We start from the raw sequence: 15327 nt of genomic DNA on the forward strand, positions 1-15327 counted from the left end.
CCTAACCCTCTCCCCGCAAGCGGGGAGAGGGGACTTGCCCAACGAACTGGCATTGGTTGGGGAAAACGGTACGGCATATCCCCTTCGCCCCGTTTACGGGGAGAAGGTGGCCGGCAGGCCGGATGAGGGGCCGTTCCTCCGACGGGGCGGCGGGGGACCCAAATATAAGCCACCCGTCTTTTCAAACGACCGAAAACGCCGTAAGACCGCGCGCATGATGCTCAACCGGCTGACCATCGATCTGCGAATTAGTGGCCCGGCCTTCCGCGCGCTCTGAGCGAGGCCGGAAGGTCCGGGATTTCGGGCGTTTCCTGAACGCCCCCGCCGTCAGACCCTGACAATATCCCCGCATGCGCAAACGCGCGCGAAAAAAGACGATAGCCATATCCATGACCGATACGCCCGAAAAAGTCGATTATTCGTCCACCCTCTACCTGCCGCAGACGGACTTTCCGATGCGCGCCGGCCTGCCGCAGAAGGAGCCGGAAACGGTGGCCCGCTGGCAGACGATGGGCCTCTACAAGAAGCTGCGCGCTTCGGCCGCCGGCCGCGAAAAATTCGTGCTGCACGACGGCCCGCCCTATGCCAACGGCAACATCCACATCGGCCACGCGCTGAACAAGATCCTCAAGGACGTCATCAACCGCTCGTTCCAGATGCGCGGCTACGATGCCAACTACGTGCCCGGCTGGGACTGCCACGGCCTTCCGATCGAGTGGAAGATCGAGGAGAAGTACCGCGAGAAGGGCAAGAACAAGGACGAGGTTCCGGTCAACGAATTCCGCCAGGAATGCCGCGACTTCGCCAGCGGCTGGATCAAGATCCAGGCCGACGAGTTCAAGCGCCTCGGCATCGAGGGCGACTTCGACAATCCCTATACGACGATGGCCTTCCACGCGGAATCGCGCATCGCTGGCGAACTCCTGAAGATTGCCAAGTCCGGCCAGCTCTACCGCGGCTCCAAGCCCGTCATGTGGTCGGTGGTCGAGCGCACCGCGCTGGCCGAAGCCGAAGTCGAATATGCGGATGTCGAGAGCGATGCGATCTGGGTGAAGTTCCCGGTGACCGAAGGTCCGGCCGATCTGCTTGGCAATTCCATCGTCATCTGGACGACCACGCCCTGGACGATCCCCGGCAACCGCGGCATCGCCTTCTCGTCGCGCTATCCCTATGGCCTCTACGAGGTCGAGAGCGCGCAGAACGATTTCGGCCCGCAGCCCGGCGAGAAGCTGGTTTTCGCCACCCGTCTTGCCGATGAATCGGCCGCCAAGGCAAAGCTCACCTTCAGGTTCCTCCGCGATATCGCGCCGGAAGAACTGGCGGCGGTCGTCTGCGCCCATCCGCTGGCTGCTCTCGGCTACGACTTCAAGGTCCCGCTGCTGGATGGTGACCACGTCACCGACGACGCCGGCACCGGCTTCGTGCACACCGCGCCGAGCCATGGCCGCGAGGACTTTGACGCCTGGACGGCCAATGCCCGCCAGCTGGAAGCGCGCGGTATCTCGTCCAAAATCCCGTTCCCGGTCGACGACGCCGGCTTCTACACCGCCGACGCTCCCGGTTTCGACGGCGCGCGCGTCATGGACGACAACGGCAAGAAGGGCGATGCCAACGAGCGCGTCATAAAGGCGCTGATCGCCGCGAACTGCCTGTTCGCCCGCGGCCGTATCAAGCACTCCTATCCGCATTCCTGGCGCTCCAAGAAGCCGGTCATCTTCCGCAACACGCCGCAGTGGTTCGTCTACATGGACAAGGAGCTCGGCGACGGCACCACGCTGCGCTCGCGCTCGCTTTCGGCGATCGACGACACCCGCTTCGTGCCCGCCAGCGGCCAGAACCGCCTGCGCGCCATGATCGAGGGCCGCCCGGACTGGGTTCTGTCGCGCCAGCGTGCCTGGGGCGTGCCGATCGCCATCTTCGCCGACGAGAACGGCGAGGTGCTGGTCGATGACGCCGTCAATGCCCGCATCCTCGACGCCTTCGAAGGAGAGGGCGCCGACGCCTGGTTTGCCGAAGGCGCCAAGGAGCGGTTCCTCGGCAACGACCACGACCCGGCCAAGTGGACGCAGGTCATGGACATCCTTGATGTCTGGTTCGACTCGGGCTCGACGCATACCTTCACGCTTGAAGACCGCCCGGACCTGAAATGGCCGGCCGACGTCTATCTGGAAGGCTCCGACCAGCATCGCGGCTGGTTCCATTCCTCGCTGCTCGAAAGCTGCGCGACGCGCGGCCGCGCGCCCTACAACGCCGTCGTCACCCATGGCTTCACCATGGACGAGAAGGGCGAGAAGATGTCGAAGTCGAAGGGCAACGTCGTCTCGCCGCAGGACGTGATGAAGGAATCGGGCGCCGACATCCTGCGCCTCTGGGTCATGACGACGGACTACTGGGAAGACCAGCGCCTCGGCAAGACGATCATCCAGACCAACATCGACGCCTACCGCAAGCTGCGCAACACGGTGCGCTGGATGCTTGGCACGCTGGCGCATGATCAAGGCGAGGAGATCGCCTATGCCGATATGCCGGAGCTGGAAAAGCTGATGCTGCACCGGCTGTCGGAACTCGATGCGCTGGTGCGCGAAGGCTACGATGCCTTCGACTTCAAGAAGATCGCCCGCGCGCTCATCGATTTCTCGAATGTCGAGCTCTCGGCTTTCTACTTCGACGTGCGCAAGGACGCGCTCTACTGCGACGCGCCGTCCTCGCTGAAGCGTCGGGCCAGCCTCTGCGTCATCCGCAAGCTGTTCGAATGCCTCGTCACCTGGCTCGCCCCCATGCTGCCCTTCACGATGGAAGAGGCCTGGCTGTCGCGCAAGCCCGATGCCGTCTCGGTGCATCTCGAACAGTTCCCGGTCGTTCCGGCCGAATGGCGCGACGACGCGCTCGAAGCCAAGTGGGAGAAGATCCGCGCTGTGCGCTCGGTCGTGACCGGCGCGCTGGAAATCGAACGCCGTGAGAAGCGCATCGGTGCATCGCTGGAGGCCGCCCCGGTCGTCTCCATCGCCGATCCGGAGCTGCTTGCCGCGCTGGAAGGCCAGGATTTCGCGGAGATCTGCATCACCTCGGCGATCACCGTGGTTGCCGGCGAGGGCCCGGCCGACGCGTTCCGCCTGGCGGATGTCGCCAAGGTCGCGGTCGAGCCGAAGCTCGCGGATGGTCAGAAATGCGCCCGCTCCTGGCGCATCACGACGGATGTCGGGTCCGATGCCGAGTACCCGGACGTCTCGGCCCGCGATGCGGCCGCGCTGCGTGAAATCGGCTTTCGCCGCGCTGCGTAAAGAATGAAGCTCTGTTGACGGCCGGCGCTTTCCGGCCGTCGATATCCCCGGATGAATTGCACTTACGGTTTTCATCCGGTAAAGCTGCCTGAAATTGGCCGGATTTTTCCGCCATGGGACGGCGGCCGTGCCCGGGCCTTGGGGCGCCGGCCCTGCTGGAAGGGTATTCATGGGAATGACGCGAAATATTCGGGTGCGTACCGGCCTGATCGGTCTCTTGGGCGCAAGCTTCGTTCTGACCGGCTGCATGGGACCGACCTACGGCACCGGCAAGACTGCCGGTGAGCAGTTGGTGGACGACGTGGGCAACGCCATCATGATTCGTCCCAACAACGAGGAAGCGAAAAAAATCCGCTACCAGCCGCGTGGTGGCCTCGTCGTGCCGAAGGATGAGGTCGCGCTGACGACGCCGCAGCAGTCCGTTGCCAGCAAGGACAATCCCGAGTGGCTGGAAAGCCCTGAGGATATGCGCGCGCGCCTGCGCGCCGAGGCGGATGAAAACAGCAACAGCACGACCTTCCGCTCGCCGCTTGCCGGACAGAACGCGACGAACCGCAAGCTGTCCGCATCGGAACAGACGGCGGCCTATCGCGACGCGCGTCGCCTGCAGATGGGCGCCTATGGCGACAAGCGCCGTTACCTGAGCGATCCGCCGCTGGATTATCGCCGCCTTCCCGAAGAGGCTCAGGCCGATCTCGGCGAGCCGGAGAAGACGAAGGAGCGTCGCCGCAAGAAGGAAGCCAAGGCCGCCAAGCAGAGCGGTTCTTCCTGGTGGCCGTTCTAAGCCATGACGGGCTATGGCATTCGTCCGGCGTCGGCCAGCGACGCCGCGACCATCCTGCGGTTCATCCGCGAACTCGCCGATTACGAAAAGGCCCTCGACGCTGTCGAGGCGACGGAAGAGACCATCAGGTCATCGCTGTTCGGCGAAGGGTCCGTCACGCGCGCAGTGATCTGCGAGACGGCAGCGGGCGAGCCCGCCGGTTCCGCCATCTTCTTCAAGACCTATTCCACCTGGCAGGCGAAGAACGGCCTCTATCTCGAGGATCTCTATGTCACGCCCGCCCATCGCGGCACGGGCGTCGGCAAGATGCTGCTGCGTCATCTCGCACGCATCGCGGTGGAAGAGGGCTGCGGGCGCTTCGAATGGAGCGTGCTCGACTGGAATACGCCGGCCATCCGCGTCTATGATGCGCTCGGCGCCGAGCCGCAAACGGAATGGATCCGCTATCGCCTCGACGGCGACAAGCTGAAGACGTTCGCCGCGGGCTGATCAGCGCCGCTCGGCAAAAAACTCCTTGAGGATCTCCGCCGCTTCCACACCGCCGATGCCGGAATAGACATCCGGCGCGTGGTGGCAGGTCGGCTGGGCGAAGAAACGCACGCCGTTGTCCACCGCGCCGCCCTTCGGGTCCTCCGCGCCGTAGTAGAGACGGCGGATGCGGGCAAACGAGATGGCGGCGGCGCAGAGCGTGCAGGGCTCCAGTGTCACGTAGAGATCGGCGCCGGTGAGACGTTCCTGCCCGAGTTTTCCGGCGGCCTCGCGGATGACGGCGACCTCGGCATGCGCGGTCACGTCATTCTCCGCCCGGGTGCGGTTGCCGGCGCTGGCAATGACCGTGCCGTCCATGACCAGCACCGCCCCGACAGGCACTTCGCCGCGCGCGCCGGCCGCCCGGGCTTCCTCGAGCGCGATCCCCATGAAGCGATTTGTCATCGACGGCACGAATTCCTCTTAACCCCGGACGCCTGACCTGATAGGACACGGCAAAACGCAGGCAACACAAATGACATCCAAAGACAAGTCAAAACGGCCGGGCACCAAGCCCGCGGGCCGCGATCACAAGCCGCGTGGCGCCGCATCGGCCGCTGCGGACAAAAAACCGTTTTCCGCCGGAAAGCCGCCGGGCGCCAAGAAGTCGTTCGCGGGCAAGTCCGCACCGCGCGATGGCAAGCCCGCCCGGGCCGCCAAACCCGCGCCGGCTGCATCCGCCAGTGCCGAGCTGGCGCCCGAGCGCATCTCCAAGCTGCTGGCGCGCGCAGGCGTCGCCTCGCGCCGCGATGTCGAGCGCATGATCATGGAGGGCCGTGTCCGCGTGAACGGCACGGTGCTGGATACGCCCGTGCTCAACGCCACGCTTGCCGACCATATCGAGGTGGACGGCGTGCCGATCCGCGGCATCGAGCGCACACGCCTCTGGCTCTACCATAAGCCCGCTGGCTTGGTGACGACGAATGCCGATCCCGAGGGCCGTCCCACGGTCTTCGAGAACCTTCCCGAGGACCTGCCGCGTGTCATGTCCGTCGGCCGTCTCGACATCAACACCGAAGGCCTTCTGCTGCTGACCAATGACGGCGGCCTCGCCCGTATGCTGGAGCTGCCGACCACCGGCTGGCTGCGCCGTTACCGCGTGCGCGCCCATGGCAAGATCGAGCAGGCCGATCTCGACAAGCTGAAGGAAGGCATTGCCGTCGACGGCGTGCTCTATGGCGCGATCGATGCGACGCTGGACAAGACGCAGGGCACCAATGTCTGGCTGACGCTGGGCCTTCGCGAGGGCAAGAACCGCGAAGTCAAGAACGTGCTCGGTGCGCTCGGCCTCGACGTGAACCGCCTGATCCGCATCTCCTACGGCCCGTTCCAGCTCGGCGAACTGCCGGAAGGCCATGCCCAGGAAATCCGCGGCCGCACGCTGCGCGACCAGCTCGGCCCGCGCCTTATCGAGGAATCCAAGGCGAATTTCGACGCGCCGCTGTTCGATCATGCCTCTGTCGATGCCGAGGAGAAGCCGGCACCGAAGAGCCGGAGCGAGGCTCCGGCCTGGGGCGACAAGCCGGCCGGCCGGCGCGAGAAGCCGGAAGACCGTCGCGAGCAGGCCCGTGCCCGGCTCGATACCCGCCGTGACGACCGTTTCGGCGACAAGCCGCGTGACGGTGGCCGTGGCAGAGACCGCGACCGAGACGAGGACCGTTTCGACAGCAAGCCGAAGCGCGAACCGGCGGTTCGTGCGCGCAAGTCGAATGTCTGGATGGCGCCCGGTGCCCGTCCCGTTGCCGAAAAGAAGACGGAAGCCGCCGAGAGCGTGAAGCGCGAGCCGCGCGAACGTCCCGAAGGCGCGCCGAAGACCAAGCGCTATGGCCGCACCGCCGAGGGTGCGCTGACGCGCTCGGCAAAGAAGTTCGATCCCGATCGCAAGGGGCCGGCCCGTGGCCGTCCCGGCGACGACCGGGCGGAAAAGCCGCGCATCCTGAAGACGCGCGACGAGGACGGCGAATGGATCCGCGCCAGCGAGCCGGAAGCAGGCGATCGTGGTGACGGTGGCCGTGGTGGTTTCGGCCGCCCGCGCTCCGGTGCCGGCGATGCCCGTCCTGGCCGCGATTTCGGTGACCGCCCGCCGCGTGGCGATCGTCGTCCGCGCGCGGAAGGCGAACGCTCCTTCGGGGACCGTCCGGCTCGCGGCGATCGCAAGCCCCGCGCTGAGGGTGAGCGCTCTTTTGGGGATCGCCCGGCCCGTGGTGATCGCAAACCCCGTGCGGAGGGGGAACGTTCGTTCGGCGACCGCAAGCCCCGTGCAGAGGGTGAACGGTCCTTCTCGGATCGCCCGCCGCGCCGCGATGGCGGCAAGCCGTTCGGCGGAAAGCCCGGCGGCAAGTCCTTCGGCGGCAAACCGGGCGGGCGCCCCGCCGGTGGCAAGCCCGGTGGTGGCCGTCCGGCAGGCGGCAGCCGTCCGCGCGGCAAGGGGAAGTAAGCGACCGTGCGCATCGTCGGCGGTGAATTCCGCGGCCGTTCGCTTGCGACGCCGAAATCGGACGACATCCGCCCGACGACGGACCGCACGCGCGAAAGCCTGTTCAATATCCTCTCGCACGCCTATCCCGAGGCGCTCGACGGCACGCGTGTGCTCGACCTCTTCGCAGGCACCGGCGCTGTCGGCCTCGAGGCGCTGTCACGCGGTGCGCGTGCGGCGCTTTTCGTCGAGCAGGGCGTCGAGGGCAGGGGGCTTCTGCATTCCAACATCGAGGCGCTCGGCGTGATCGGCCGTGCGAAGATCTTCCGGCGCGATGCGACGTCGCTCGGCGGCGTCGGCACGATGGAACCGTTCCACCTGCTCTTCGCCGATCCGCCCTATGCAAAAGGCCTTGGCGAGCGGGCGCTGGATGCGGCCGCCCGTGGCGGCTGGCTGGTGGAGGGCGCCCTTGCGATCCTCGAGGAGCGCGCCGATATTCAGCCTGCCGTCGTCGATGGTTACGAACTCCTGGAGGTCCGCACCTTCGGAGAGACGCGCATGCATTTCTACCGCTATCGCCCCGGCTGATCCTTTCGCCGGCGCTGCCGCAACGAACCGGAGACCTGAGCCATGACCGATGCCCTCGTTTCCGCAAGCCAGCCGCAAGCGCACGGCCCGGCCGTCGCCATCGCGCTGGGCGGGGGCGGCGCGCGCGGGCTCGCCCATATCCATGTCATCGAGGTGCTGGACGAACTCGGCATCCGGCCGGTGCTGATATCGGGCGCCTCGATCGGCGCCGTCATGGGGGCGGCCATGGCGGCCGGCATGACGGGCCGGGAGATCCGCGAGCACACGCTCGCCGCCATCGGCCATCCGAGCCGCATCATGAACCGCCTCTGGAGCCTCCGGCCAACCCGGTTTTCCGATGTGGTCGCCGGCGGCTTCCGCGTCGGCCAGTTCAATCTGGAGCGCATCCTCAAGGCCTTCCTGCCGGAGACCCTGCCGGAGACCTTCGAGGACCTGTCGATCCCGCTGAAGGTCGTCACGGCGGATTATTACGCCCAGTGCGAGTGCGTCTGCGACAGCGGTCCGCTCTTTCCGGCCATCGCCGCCTCCGCCGCGCTGCCCGCTGTCTTCCGCCCGGTGGTGATAAGCGGCCGGGTGATGATCGACGGTGGCCTGTGGAACCCCGTGCCCTTCGATCACCTGCTCGGCAAGGCCGCCATCACCATCGGCGTCGATGTCATCGGCCGCCCGCCTGCCGGCACGGCGGACGTGCCCAACAGCATCGACAGCCTCTACGGTGCCACCCAGCTCACCATGCGCTCCATCGTGACGCTGAAACTGGAAAAGGGCGCGCCGGACATCTTTCTCCGCCCCGATGTCGGCCGCTTCCGCGTGCTCGATTTCGTCAAGGCCGAGGAAGTGCTGGCCGCCTCCGCCGGCATCCGTGACGAGCTGAAGCGGGCGTTGGACGAGAAATTGTCGGCGGTTTGAGATCGTCGTCTGCGGTGGGCATGCCTCTCGTTGTCCTGCCGGGCGGAAGGAGGATTTCCGGGTGAGTGGCCCGCCCTCACGCGCTTTCCTCTTCGTCCACATCGCTCAGTGCCAGTTTCTTCGGCTTGACCAGCGGCTCCGGCTTCACCGGCTTCGTGTGCAGCATGTGCCGGCCGGCGGTGAGGCCTTCGGCGGCTTGCAGTTCCAGCCGGGCGATGTCGCGGCGGCGGATGTCGTCGCCGATCGCCTGGGCGTCATCCGGCTCCACGCCAAGCTCCTCCAGCGTTTCCCGCCCGAAGACGAGGGCGGATTCGAAGGTTTCTCGCACGTCGTGCTGCACGCCGCGCCCGCGCAGCGACAGCGTGTGCACGCGGTCGTAGGAGCGCACGAAGAGCGTGGCGTTGGGATATTCCGATTGCACGAGATCGACGATGCGGTCCGTCGTCGCCTTGCCCTGGGTGCAGATGGCGACGATCTTGGCGCGCTCGATGCCGGCGGCGCGCAGCACGTCCTTGCGCGTGCCGTCGCCGAAATAGATGCGGAAGCCAAAGCTTGCCGCCTGGCGCACGCGGTCGGTCGAATGGTCGATGACGGTGACCTCGCGTCCGCCGGCAAGAAGGATCTGCGCGGCGATCTGGCCGAAACGCGAAAAGCCGATCATCAAGACGTCTGCGCCCGCCCCCTCGAAATCCTCCTCCATCTCTTCCTCGATGTCCTCGACGAGCAGGAAGCGCGAAAGCGCCGCGGCGATCGGCGTCAGCGCCATCGAGATGGTGACGATGGCGATGAGCAGCGAGGCGAGGCCGCCGGAAAAGATGCCGGCGGCGGCAGCCGCGGTGAACAGCACGAAGCCGAATTCGCCGCCCTGCGGCAGCACGAGCGCGATACGCACCGCGTCATTGTGCGGGGAGCCGGTGAGGCGGCAGAGGCCGTAGATGACGAGGCTCTTCACCAGCATCACGATGGGCGTGGCGACAAGGACCGTCAGCCAGCTGGAAAAGATCACGTCCAGTTGCAGCGACAGGCCGACCGCCATGAAGAACAGGCCGAGCAGGATACCGCGGAACGGCTCCACATCCGCCTGCAGTTCATGGCGATAGGAGGAATCGGCAAGCAGAACGCCAGCGAGGAAGGCGCCCATGGCCATGGAGAGCCCGGCCATCTGAAGGAGCATGGCGGCGGCCAGCACGACGAAGAGCGCGGCGGCGATCATCGCCTCGCGCGCGCCGGTGCGGGCGATCACCTGGAACAGCGGGTTGAGCAGATAGCGGCCGGCCGCAAACAGCGCCGCGATGGCGCCGATGGCGATGAGGAAGTCCTGGAAGGCCGTCGTCGTGTCTTCCGGCGCCTGTTCGGCCAGCAGCGGGATCAGCGCCAGCAATGGCACGATGGCGAGATCCTGCAGGAGCAGCATGGAAAAGGCCCGCTGGCCGTAGCGCGTGTTGGTGTCGCCCCGCTCGTCGAGGATCTGCATGGCAAAGGCGGTGGAGGAGAGCGCGAGGCCGAAGCCGATGATCAGCGCCCCGTCCCATCGCTCGAGGCCGAAGGCGAGGGTCAGGCCGGCGAGCGCCAGGCCCGTGAGGACGACCTGCGCCATGCCGAGTCCGAAGATGTCGTGCCGCATCGCCCAGAGCCGCGAGGGTTTCAGTTCCAGCCCGATCAGAAAGAGCAGGAAGACGACGCCGAGTTCGGCGACCCCCAGCAATTCCCCGCCGTCGCGGATCTGGTGCAGGATCGGGCCGATCACCACGCCGGCGGCGAGATAGCCGAGAATGGTGCCGAGACCGAGCCGCTTGAAGATCGGCGCGGCCAGCAGCGCCCCTCCGAGCATCAGCAGAACCTCGTTGTACGGGCTGTGGGTATAGGGCATGCGGAGGGCTTTCTTCTGAAGGAGCGCCGGCAACGCGGCAAAAAAGGAGCGGCCTCCCTTGATGCCCGTGCGACTGCACAATAAATGGGGCAGCAAAGAAAGGCCAAGTCATGTCAGAGACGATCGATTCCGCAAGCCTTCTCGCGCGTGCCGGTGAACTCATCGACCGCGCCATTCAAGCGGGGGCGGATGCGGCCGATGCCGTCGTCGTCCGGGGCCGCTCCTCCTCTGTCAGTGTACGGCTCGGCAAGGTCGAGGGCACCGAAGCCTCCGAGAGCGATGATTTCTCGCTGCGCGTCTTCGTCGGCCGGCGCGTCGCCAGCGTCTCGGCCAATCCCGGCTTCGACCTGAAGGTGCTCGCCGAGCGGGCCGTCGCCATGGCCAAGGCCTCGCCGGAAGACCCCTATGCGACGCTCGCCGACAAGGCCGATCTTGCGAAGGACTGGCCGGATCTCGAGCTCTTCGATCCGACCGAGGTTTCTGCCGGGCAGCTGACCGAGGCCGCGCTTGCCGCGGAGGCCGCCGCGCTCGCGGTCCCCGGCATCACCAATTCCGGTGGCGGCGGGGCCTCCGCCGGCATGGGCGGCCTGGTGCTCGCCACCTCGCACGGCTTTTCCGGCGCCTACAGCGCCAGCCGCTTCGGCCGCTCCGTCAGCGTCATCGCGGGCGAGGGCACGAAGATGGAGCGTGACTACGACTTCGATTCGAGCCTCTATTTCGCCGACTTGCGCGACGCCGGGGAGATCGGCCGCGAGGCGGCCGCCCGCGCGGTGCGCCGGCTCAATCCGCGTCAGGTGCCGACGGCCAAGAACGTCACCGTCGTTTACGATCCGCGCGTGTCGCGCGGCATAACCGGCCACATTGCCGGCGCGATCAACGGCGCGTCGGTCGCCCGCAAGACGAGTTTCCTGCGCGACCGCATGGGCCAGCAGGTGCTGAAGGCGGGCCTTTCCGTCACCGATGATCCGCTGATCGTGCGCGGTTCGTCCTCGCGCCCCTTCGACGGCGAGGGCGTGCGTGGCGAGCGGCTCGCGATGATCGAGGACGGCGTGCTCCGGCACTGGTTCCTGTCCACCTCCACCGCCAACGAGCTCGGCCTTAAGACCAACGGTCGCGGCGTGCGCGGCGGCACGGCGGTCAACCCCGCCTCGACGAACCTTGCGCTCGAACCGGGCGACATCTCGCCGGAGGACCTGATCCGCTCCGTCGGCACCGGCTTTTACGTCACCGAGCTGATCGGCCAGGGCGTCAACATGGTGACGGGCGAATACTCGCGCGGGGCCTCCGGCTACTGGATCGAGAATGGCGAACTCACCTTCGCGGTGTCGGAGGTGACGATCGCCTCCAACCTCGTCGACATGTTCCTGCGCATCACGCCGGCAAGCGACATCGACCGCTCCTTCGGCGTCGCCGCGCCGACGCTTGCCATCGAAGGCATGACGCTTGCCGGGACGTGAGACCATGCTGAGCCCCGCCACCGCCTGGACCGCCGACCTTGATCTCCTGGTCGGTGCCGCGCGGCTTGCAGGGGCCAGGGCGCTCGATTTTTTCCGCAAGGGACCGGAGGTCTGGTGGAAGAACGGTGGCCGTTCGCCGGTTAGCGCGGCCGACTTTGCGGCCAACGATATCCTCAAGACGGAATTGCTCTCCGCCCGGCCGAACTACGGCTGGCTCTCGGAGGAGACCGATGACGATGCCGGCAGGCTCAACCGCGAGACCGTCTTCGTCATCGACCCGATCGACGGCACGCGCGCCTTCATTGCCGGCAAGGACGTCTGGTGTGTCAGCGCCGCCGTCGTGCATCGGGGCCGCCCCGTCGCCGGTGTGCTCTTCGCGCCGGCGCTCGACGAGCTTTTTACCGCGGCCGCCGGCGGCGCTGCGCTGAAGAACGGCGCGCCAATCCGCGCGACCGATCCGGATGCGGCCCGCCCGACACGCATCGCCGCGCCGGAGGACATGGCGCACGGCATCGACCGCCACATGGTCGGCGGCGTGCAGCGCATCTCGCATGTGCCCTCGCTCGCCTACCGCCTCGCCATGGTGGCGGACGGGCGCATTGATGCGACATTGGTGAAGCGCAATGCGCACGACTGGGATCTGGCGGCCGCCGACCTCATCCTTGAACAGGCCGGCGGAGCGCTTGTCACGCTCGACGGCGCGGCGCTGTCCTACAACCGGCCGGCCGTCAGCCACGAGACGCTGGCTGCGGCCGGATTGTCCCGGCTTTCCGGGCTTGTCGAGGCCTCCAGGCATCTTGCCGGCCATTGACCTTTGATGCGGAATACCGCAAACCCATTGCCGAAATCGGCATCATAAAAAGAGAGAAAACATGACCGACTGCAAAGAACCGAAACAGCTCCTGCATCTGGTCTTCGGCGGCGAACTGACGACGCTGGCAGATATGCAGTTCCGTGATCTCAACGCTCTCGATATCGTCGGAATCTTCCCTGATTATGCCTCCGCACTTGCCGCCTGGAAGTCGAAGGCACAGCAGACCGTGGACAATGCGCATATGCGCTATTTCATCGTGCACATGCACCGGCTTCTGGATCCGCAGCAGAACTGAGGCGCGTTTCCCGACACCGTTCCGCGCGGCAGAAGGCCGCGCCGAACCAGAGACCGGACCTTCCATGATCCCGAACAAGACGAAAGCCGCAACCAAGGGCGCTCGCGCATGAGCCGGCGCCTCGCCCGTTTCGCGCTTTCGCTTTATCGCTGGGGCGGCGTCGCGCTCTATCCGATCGTTGGCCCCTATCTCACCTTCCGCGCCGCCAAGGGCAAGGAAGACCGTTCCCGCCGCCGCGAGCGCTACGGCTATGCCGGCGTGCCGCGCCCGGCGGGGCCGCTTGTCTGGTTCCATGCGGCCAGCGTCGGTGAGACCAATGCGGTCATCCCGCTCATCAAGGAAGTGCGCCGTCGCGGCATCGCGGTGCTCCTGACGACGGGCACGATCACCTCGGCGAAGGTCGTGCGCGACCGCCTGGGCACGGACGTCATCCACCAATATGTGCCGCTCGACCTGAAGCCGGCGATCAGCCGCTTCCTGGAATACTGGCATCCCGATCTCGCCATCATGGCGGAGTCGGAGATCTGGCCGATGACCATCCTTGAACTCGGCAAGCGTCACATCCCGCAGGTTCTGGTCAACGGCCGCATCTCGGATCGCTCCTTCCCGCGCTGGAAGCGGCGCCATGCCGTCGCCGACGCCATCTTCGAGAATTTCGCGCTCGTCATCGCCCAGTCGGATCTCGACGCCGACCGTTTCAGCACGCTCGGCGCCCTGCCGGTGCTCGTTTCCGGCAATCTCAAGGTGGATACGGATGCGCCGCCGGTCGATTCCGCCGTGCTGCGCGGCTATCTCGACCAGATTCAGGGCCGTCGCACCTGGGCGGCGATCTCCACCTTCGAAGGAGAGGAGGCGGCCGCCGGCGACGTGCACCGCGTGCTGAAGGAACGCACGGGCCTGCTCACCATCATCGTGCCGCGCCATCCCGAGCGCAGCGACGCCATCGCCGACATGCTGGAGGCGCGGGGCCTGAAGGTTGCCCGGCGCACGCGCGGCGACGTTCTGACGCCGGAGACCGACATCTTCCTCGGGGACACGATTGGCGAGATGGGGCTCTATCTGCGCATGACGGAGATCGCCTTCGTCGGCCGCTCGCTGTTTGCCGAAGGCGGGCAGAACCCGCTGGAGCCGGCCATGCTCGGCTGCGCGATCCTGTCGGGCGGCAATGTGCAGAATTTCCGCGAGGCCTACCAGCAGCTCGCCCGCAACGGCAGCGCCAAGATGGTGCGCGACACGGAGATGCTGGCCAAGGGCGTGCACTACCTGCTCGTCAACGACGAGATGCGCAAGCAGATGATCGAGGCGGGGCAGGAAACCGTGCAGGAGATGCGCGGTGCGCTGCGCGCCACCATCAAGGGGCTGGAGCCCTACATCAACCCGCTCACTGTGAAGGCACGGTTGCATCCGCGCCAGACGTCCTGACGAAAGGCGTGTCATGTCCAAGACCGAGACCATTTCCGGCATCCTCTTCGACAAGGACGGGACGCTGCTCGACTATGCCAAGAGTTGGGTGCCGGTGAACTACGAACTCGCCCGCATCGCTGCCGCCGGCGACGAGGCGCTAGCCCGCAAGCTGCTCGTGGCGGGCGGCATGGATCCCGACACCGGCTACGTCACGCCCGACAGCCTGCTGGCCGCCGGCAACACGGTGGAGATCGCCGAGGGCATGGTCGCGGCCGGTGCGCCCTTCACGGTGGAGGCGCTGGCCACCCATTTCGACAGCCTCTTCGCCAATTCGGCGCAGCTTGCCGTCGCCGTCACCGACCTTGCCCAGTTCTTCGCCACCATGCATGCCCGCGGCTACTGGCTCGGGGTTGCCTCCAGCGACAACGAGGCCTCGATCCGCGCGACGGCAAAACGCTTCGGCTTCGAGGACTACCTGCACTATGTCGCGGGTTACGACAGCGGCTTCGGCACCAAGCCGCAGCCGGGCATGGTGCTCGGCTTCTGTGCGGCGACGGGTCTTGCGCCGCACCAGGTCGCCGTCGTCGGCGACAACAATCACGACATGCATATGGGCCGCAATGCCGGTGCGGGCCTCAACGTCGCGGTGCTGACGGGCACCGGCTCGCGGGAATCGCTGGCGGATGCCTCCGACTATTGCCTCGCCGACATCACCGAACTCGTCCCGCTCCTCCCGGAGGCGGCCGTCGCGCGACCGGTGGCGTGAGCGGTGAGGGCAGCCCCTCATCCCGCTGCCGCGACCTTCTCCCCGCAGGCGGGGAGAAGGGACTTGTGGCAAGGCCGTGCAAAGCCGTCCTTCTCCCCGCTTGCGGGGAGAAGGTGCCGGCAGGCGGATGAGGGGCAGGCCACGCTCCCGCAACGCCGATGCAAATCCCCCCGGTTGATTTTCCGCAACTTCTCGCGTTTGCTGCAAGAGACCGG

14 protein-coding genes are annotated in these 15327 nt (G+C 66.6%); 12 read left to right on the forward strand and 2 right to left on the reverse strand.

The features are described from left to right. Positions 1 to 34 precede the first annotated feature (34 nt). From P9A16_RS07880 to P9A16_RS07895, 4 genes are all read left to right on the forward strand, one after another. The gene (locus P9A16_RS07880) at positions 35 to 277 is read left to right on the forward strand and encodes a hypothetical protein (RefSeq protein ID WP_278025636.1); all 243 of its coding nucleotides are present in this window, start codon (positions 35 to 37) and stop codon (positions 275 to 277) included. A 112-nt stretch (positions 278 to 389) separates the two neighbouring features. Beyond that, positions 390 to 3281 carry an isoleucine--tRNA ligase gene (ileS, locus tag P9A16_RS07885; RefSeq protein WP_023513632.1) on the forward strand — a complete coding sequence of 964 codons (2892 nt, stop codon included), beginning with the start codon at positions 390 to 392 and terminating at the stop codon, positions 3279 to 3281. Positions 3282 to 3450: 169 nt separating this feature from the next. Then, complete coding sequence (locus P9A16_RS07890; protein ID WP_023513631.1) at positions 3451 to 4065, forward strand: hypothetical protein; 615 nt, start codon at positions 3451 to 3453, stop codon at positions 4063 to 4065. Positions 4066 to 4068: 3 nt separating this feature from the next. After that, positions 4069 to 4554, forward strand: a complete 486-nt coding sequence (locus P9A16_RS07895) for a GNAT family N-acetyltransferase (protein WP_023513630.1) — start codon at positions 4069 to 4071, stop codon at positions 4552 to 4554. Here P9A16_RS07895 and P9A16_RS07900 read toward each other — a convergent pair whose 3' ends face one another. Beyond that, positions 4555 to 4998, reverse strand: a complete 444-nt coding sequence (locus P9A16_RS07900) for a nucleoside deaminase (RefSeq protein WP_156032061.1) — start codon at positions 4996 to 4998, stop codon at positions 4555 to 4557. A 70-nt stretch (positions 4999 to 5068) separates the two neighbouring features. Here P9A16_RS07900 and P9A16_RS07905 point away from each other — a divergent pair, with 70 nt between their 5' ends. From P9A16_RS07905 to P9A16_RS07915, 3 genes are read left to right on the forward strand one after another with little or no spacing between them, the layout of a single operon-like run. Then, positions 5069 to 7030, forward strand: coding sequence for a pseudouridine synthase (locus tag P9A16_RS07905; RefSeq protein WP_023513628.1), 1962 nt, complete (start codon positions 5069 to 5071; stop codon positions 7028 to 7030). A 6-nt stretch (positions 7031 to 7036) separates the two neighbouring features. After that, positions 7037 to 7597, forward strand: a complete 561-nt coding sequence (rsmD, locus tag P9A16_RS07910) for a 16S rRNA (guanine(966)-N(2))-methyltransferase RsmD (protein WP_023513627.1) — start codon at positions 7037 to 7039, stop codon at positions 7595 to 7597. Between the two features lie 42 nt (positions 7598 to 7639). Continuing rightward, the gene (locus P9A16_RS07915) at positions 7640 to 8506 is read left to right on the forward strand and encodes a patatin-like phospholipase family protein (RefSeq protein ID WP_023513626.1); all 867 of its coding nucleotides are present in this window, start codon (positions 7640 to 7642) and stop codon (positions 8504 to 8506) included. Between the two features lie 76 nt (positions 8507 to 8582). Here the strand turns inward: P9A16_RS07915 and P9A16_RS07920 are convergent, their stop codons facing one another. Further along, entirely contained in the window at positions 8583 to 10376 is a 1794-nt protein-coding gene (locus tag P9A16_RS07920) for a monovalent cation:proton antiporter-2 (CPA2) family protein (RefSeq protein ID WP_023513625.1), read from the reverse strand. Between the two features lie 110 nt (positions 10377 to 10486). Here P9A16_RS07920 and P9A16_RS07925 point away from each other — a divergent pair, with 110 nt between their 5' ends. From P9A16_RS07925 to P9A16_RS07945, 5 genes are all read left to right on the forward strand, one after another. Further along, positions 10487 to 11833 (forward strand): TldD/PmbA family protein, encoded by a 1347-nt coding sequence (locus tag P9A16_RS07925; RefSeq protein ID WP_023513624.1) that lies wholly within the window; start codon positions 10487 to 10489, stop codon positions 11831 to 11833. Positions 11834 to 11837: 4 nt separating this feature from the next. After that, complete coding sequence (locus tag P9A16_RS07930; protein WP_024271171.1) at positions 11838 to 12644, forward strand: 3'(2'),5'-bisphosphate nucleotidase CysQ; 807 nt, start codon at positions 11838 to 11840, stop codon at positions 12642 to 12644. Between the two features lie 61 nt (positions 12645 to 12705). Then, entirely contained in the window at positions 12706 to 12942 is a 237-nt protein-coding gene (locus P9A16_RS07935; protein ID WP_278025638.1) for a DUF4170 domain-containing protein, read from the forward strand. Between the two features lie 108 nt (positions 12943 to 13050). Then, on the forward strand, positions 13051 to 14364 hold the full coding sequence (gene waaA, locus P9A16_RS07940; RefSeq protein WP_023516990.1) for a lipid IV(A) 3-deoxy-D-manno-octulosonic acid transferase: 1314 nt from the start codon (positions 13051 to 13053) through the stop codon (positions 14362 to 14364). A gap of 13 nt (positions 14365 to 14377) precedes the next feature. After that, positions 14378 to 15112, forward strand: coding sequence for an HAD family hydrolase (locus tag P9A16_RS07945; protein ID WP_023516989.1), 735 nt, complete (start codon positions 14378 to 14380; stop codon positions 15110 to 15112). Positions 15113 to 15327: the final 215 nt, after the last annotated feature.

Source organism: Shinella sp. 838, assembly GCF_029623935.1.
Taxonomy (GTDB): Bacteria; Pseudomonadota; Alphaproteobacteria; order Rhizobiales; family Rhizobiaceae; genus Shinella.